Annotated in this window: 6 protein-coding genes; 5 read left to right on the top strand and 1 reads right to left on the bottom strand. The window is 67.1% G+C overall.

Going from position 1 to position 4,602, the window contains the following annotated elements; genetic code table 11:
- Positions 1 to 125: 125 nt before the first annotated feature.
- A complete protein-coding gene (locus tag WA805_RS05325; RefSeq protein ID WP_425241786.1) occupies positions 126 to 689 on the top strand; it encodes an EndoU domain-containing protein in 564 nt (187 codons plus the stop codon).
- Positions 689 to 949, top strand: a complete 261-nt coding sequence (locus WA805_RS05320; protein WP_422285590.1) for a hypothetical protein — start codon at positions 689 to 691, stop codon at positions 947 to 949. Before WA805_RS05325 ends, WA805_RS05320 begins: the two co-directional genes overlap by 1 nt.
- A 325-nt stretch (positions 950 to 1,274) precedes the next feature.
- Here WA805_RS05320 and WA805_RS05315 read toward each other — a convergent pair whose 3' ends face one another.
- Positions 1,275 to 1,529 (bottom strand): Arc family DNA-binding protein, encoded by a 255-nt coding sequence (locus WA805_RS05315; RefSeq protein ID WP_425241785.1) that lies wholly within the window; start codon positions 1,527 to 1,529, stop codon positions 1,275 to 1,277.
- A gap of 322 nt (positions 1,530 to 1,851) precedes the next feature.
- Between WA805_RS05315 and WA805_RS05310 the strand changes: the two genes are divergently transcribed.
- From WA805_RS05310 to WA805_RS05300, 3 genes are all read left to right on the top strand, one after another.
- Positions 1,852 to 2,274 carry an RbsD/FucU family protein gene (locus WA805_RS05310; protein ID WP_422281248.1) on the top strand — a complete coding sequence of 141 codons (423 nt, stop codon included), beginning with the start codon at positions 1,852 to 1,854 and terminating at the stop codon, positions 2,272 to 2,274.
- A 188-nt stretch (positions 2,275 to 2,462) separates the two neighbouring features.
- Entirely contained in the window at positions 2,463 to 3,623 is a 1,161-nt protein-coding gene (locus WA805_RS05305) for a sugar ABC transporter substrate-binding protein (protein WP_422288595.1), read from the top strand.
- A partial coding sequence (locus WA805_RS05300) for an ATP-binding cassette domain-containing protein (protein ID WP_425240877.1) occupies positions 3,620 to 4,602 on the top strand: 983 nt, incomplete at its 3' end. The genes WA805_RS05305 and WA805_RS05300, both read left to right, overlap by 4 nt.

Below are 4,602 nucleotides of genomic sequence, written 5' to 3'. Positions count from 1 at the left end.
TATCGGGGCCCTTCGCGGCAATACCGTGCCCCTGATTGACGTAGCCGGAATGTCGCATTTCGCAGTAATATCGACACGCTGCGTGCATGAGCGTGCGTGGTGTGCTCGGCAACCGGAGAAAGCCGATGGCGGTCGACAGGCCCGCAGACGATGACCCGGAAGAAATCAGCGGCGGCATTCGCGAGCAGCAGCATGAGTACCGCTGCGTGGCCGCCGGCGGCGTGCTTGCCGGGACAGAAATTACGGAATCGCGTACTCGAGCTGAGTACTATCAGGCGCTGCGCGCCGTCACTGACGTAGGCGCATCAGCGGACACCTCGCGGCAATCCGCCTGGGACAGGGCGGACGCGCTCACTCGTCCGCCGTTAGACGCCCTTCGCATACCGCCGGAACGGGCTATCCATATTCTGGACGGGGACGCGACCGGCGGTGGCCACCGGCACGGCGTCGGCGTACCCGGCAAGACCGAGTTCCCCGCGAACTGGGACGATGCCAAGATAATCGACAAAATTCTCAGTGTCGCGCGCGCGCCGGATTCGGCCAACCTCCAGCGAAATGGACGGTGGCTAGCCGAGGGCGTCCGTGATCAGATCGCGATTGCTGTCATCATCACGACTGACGGCCGCATCTGGAGTGCTTACCCGCTGCCCGGGTCGCCGGGCGTGAGGCAGAATCCGAGGAGCCGGTGATGGACCAGTACGAACTCGCCGAACGGGCCTACGCGCTGCCCGGTAGGTTCGCCGACCGCCTCGATCCCACCGACCTCGCGACTGTGCGCGAATACGCGGAAGTAGGCGAATGGGGCGAGGAAATCGACCTATTGCTGGCCTCTCTGAACGCAGCGCGACAGCCGGTCACGATCGCGGAACGAAGAGAGCTGGTGGCACTGCTGGAGGCCATGGGCATGCCTGCTGAGCCTGCAGAGCAACTTCGCGCCGAGAGCGCCTGAGACGGCATTGCCGGCTCTGCTCTTTGAGTCCGGGCTTGCGATGACGCCTATCGCCGACGGTAGGCGGTCGAGCGTCGCTGGATGTCCTGCACAATGACGGCGTGCTTTGATTCGTCGATCCGATATAGCACGCGCCACTGGGTACCGAGCCGGGCGCTTTGGAGCCCGGATAGGGCATTCCGGAGCGGTTTGCCAACACGGTAGGGCGCCACAAGGAGTGGTCCCGTGATGAACTCGACAGCAGCGGCGGCAACATCCTCCGGCAGCAGTTCGGAGATCGCGCGCCGGGCCGGGCGGGTGATTCCGAGTTCGTAAGGGTCGACACTCACCGCTTGCGCTCGGCCAGCAGCGCGCGCGCCGCTTCAATGCCGTACACCACGTCGCCGGCCTGCTCAGCCTCGCGAGCTTCGGCCAGGCCCCGGAGCGCAGCCGGATCGGCGAGGATCTCGGCGGTCTCGCGTGCCGACAGGTACTCTTCGACCGCGACCAGCACGGTCTGTTGCACGCTCCGGTGCTCAGTTTCGGCAACCTGCTTTCGCTGCTCTTCAATCTCGGGCGGCAGACGTAGGGTCATGGCCATACCGTTATGGTATCAGAACGGTGCTTGGTCAAGGCAGCTCACCCTGTCGATTTCGTAATTGACCCGCTCTAGGGGACGACCAAATCCCAACGCGCCGCCTCGCGATCGAGGCGATGTACGACTTAATGGACGCGCGGACGGCCCGGACCGGCCCGCGCGCCGTCAGGATGGTCAGTGTTCGGCACGTAGGGCGAGATCTGCCCGCTTTCTGCCCTTTTTGTCCTAGTTCTGCGGTGCATTTCTCGCCCTAGGTGCGTGCGGCACGGCGCTACAGGCGCCGAACGCGCCCCGGCCGTGGCTGCCTCCGCTAACCTGGCCAGCCATGCTGCGCTTCCCGATCATTCACCCGCCGCTCCTCGCCGCGCTTGCCGCCTGCGGCCATGGTGGCAAGGTCCTGCTCGCGGACGCCAACTACTCGCACAGCACCAACGTGTACCCGGGCGCCACGACCATCTACCTGAACCTGCGCCCGGGCCTGCTGACCGTGCACCAGGTACTCGAACCGCTCCTGCACGCCGTCCCTGTGGAGGCGGCGGACGTGATGACGCCGGGCGACGGCACCGAGCCTGACGTGCTCGCCGTCTACCGCGAGCTGCTCGGCCCGGCGACCCCGCTGCGCGAGCTGGAGCGGTTCGAGTTCTACGCCGCCTGCCGGGAACCGGACCTCGCCGTGTGCGTCGCCACCGGCGACGACCGGCTCTACGCGAACATCCTGCTCACGGTCGGTTTCATCGCCCCACGATGAAAAGGTTGGCGCCTAACCCGCCGAAACGGATCGATAGATCGGATGTATCAGTTTGGTTTCACCTGAAGAGGTTCCTTTAAGACCGATTGACGCACCGAGACATCCGATCTATTTTCCTGACACGCGTACTCCGGACGTCGCGGTCCGGAGACCCTGAGCAGGAGGCCTGAATCAGACTTCGCAGACGCATGACCGCGCTGCCCGTCGCCGCGGCCGTCGTCGCCGCAGTGACGCTCATCGCCGCATGCAGCAGCAGCAACAGCTCGAGCAGCAGCTCGGGCACCGGGACGGGCACCGCGAACAGCACCGCGAGCGCCGCCTCGGGGACGACCACGATCGGCGTCGACCTGACCTACAACTCCACCGCCTTCTGGGCCGCGTACATCAACTACGAGACCCAGTACGCCGCGCAGCTGCACATCAAGCTGCTCGGCCCGCTGCTCGCCGCGGCCAACGCGAGCCTGCAGAACCAGCAGATCCAGGACCTGGTCAATGAGGGCGCGAAGGCGATCATCGTGAACCCGGAGACCGCGACCAGCCTCGGCCCGGCCATCGCCTACGCGAGCGCGCACCACGTGCAGCTCATCTCCGTCGACACGATCGTCGGCGTCGGCAAGGTCTACATGGTGGTCCGCGCCTCCAACACGATCTACGGCCTGGACGCCTGCGCCTACATCAGCAGCAAGGTCAAGTCCGGCTACGTGCTGGACCTGGAAGGCGACCTGACCTCATCTAACGGCGCCGACCGGACCAACGCGTTCGACCAGTGCATGACCGCCAACGACCCCAACGTGCACATCCTCAAGGACCCCACGGTCTGGACCGAAGCCACGGCCGTCACCGACGCGCAGAACGCGGTGAACGCTTACGGCAGTGACCTGAAGGCGATCTACGCGCAGTGGTCGAGCCCCGACCTCGGCGTGCTGCCGCTGCTCGCGTCCAAGCACCTGACCGGCAAGGTGCTCGTGGTCAGCGACGACGGCGTCCCGTTCGAGATGTGCGACATCTCGAAGGGCAGCCTCGACGCCTCGCAGTCGCAGCCGGCCAACCTGTACGCCTACTGGGCGCTGAAGTACGCGCTCGACGCGGCGAACGGCGTCACGCTGAAGGCCGGCGATCCGGGCGGCGGCGCTCCGGCCCTGCAGATGGTCACCTACGCCGGCGACAGCAACCTCGGCGATCCGATGGTGGCGCCGTTCGTGACCAAGACCGGGCAGACGTTCAACGTCACCCCAGTCGACGGTCTGCCCGGCACCGTCACCAGCACAGCGGTCAGCGACGCGCAGCTGTGGGGCAACGTGTACGGCAGCGCTCACGGCGGAGTGTGCAGCGCACAGAACGCTTCATGACCGTTGGCACGGTTCCCGCCGTCGAGGCGGCGGGCATACACAAGCGATTCGGCAGCACCTACGCGCTGCGCGGTGTCGGCCTGTCCCTGCTGCCGGGGCACTGCCTCGGCCTGGTCGGCCGCAACGGCGCGGGCAAGTCGACGCTCGTCTCGATCCTGTCCGGCATCCTCACCGCGGATGCCGGGCAGGTCCTTTTCGACGGTCAGCCCGCGCCCTCGGACACCGCCGGGTGGCGCGGGCGGATCGCGACCGTGTTCCAGCACTCCATGGTCGTGCCGAGCCTCACCGTGGCGGAGAACGTGTTCCTCGGCAGCCAGCCGGGCAAAGCAGGGTTCGTCGACTGGCGTGAAATGCGGGCGCGGACCAGGAGCGTGATGGCCGAGTGGGGCTTCGACGTGAACGTCAGCGCGCCGTGCGGCAGCCTCACGGTGGAGCAACGGCAGATCGTCGAGATCGTCAGGGCGCTCGCGGCCGGCACCCGCTGCCTGCTGCTCGACGAGCCGACCGCCGCCCTGGAGCGCGGCGCGGTGCAGCGGCTGTTCGAGCGCATCCGCCAGCTCCGGCAGTCGGGCGTCGCGATCTTGTACATCTCCCATCACCTGGAGGAGGTGTTCGAGATCTGCACGGAGGCCGCCGTGCTCCGCGACGGCGAGCTGGTGCTGTCCGCGCCGATCGCCGGCGTGTCAAAAGATGACCTGGTCACGGCGATGGTAGGTCAAATTCGTCATCCAGAACGTGCGCACCCGGCTCGACAGCCCTCACCCGCCTCGCCGTCCGTGGAAACCGCGGCAGCGGCCTCCGCCCCGGGTGCCGCACTCACGGTCAGCGACATCGCCCTGGACTCGCCGGGCACGTCGCTGCACGGCGTTTCACTCACCGTGCGGCCAGGCGAGCGGGTCGGCATCACCGGGCTGCGCGGCTCAGGCGCGACGACGCTCGCCAGGATCGTGGCCGGCGCCGTGGCCCCGGACGCGGGGAC

This window comes from Trebonia sp. (genome assembly GCF_049794275.1).
In the GTDB taxonomy this organism is placed as follows: domain Bacteria; phylum Actinomycetota; class Actinomycetes; order Streptosporangiales; family Streptosporangiaceae; genus Trebonia.
The sequence above is the reverse complement of the archived record's forward strand: the minus strand, read 5'-3'. Positions and strand labels throughout refer to the sequence as shown.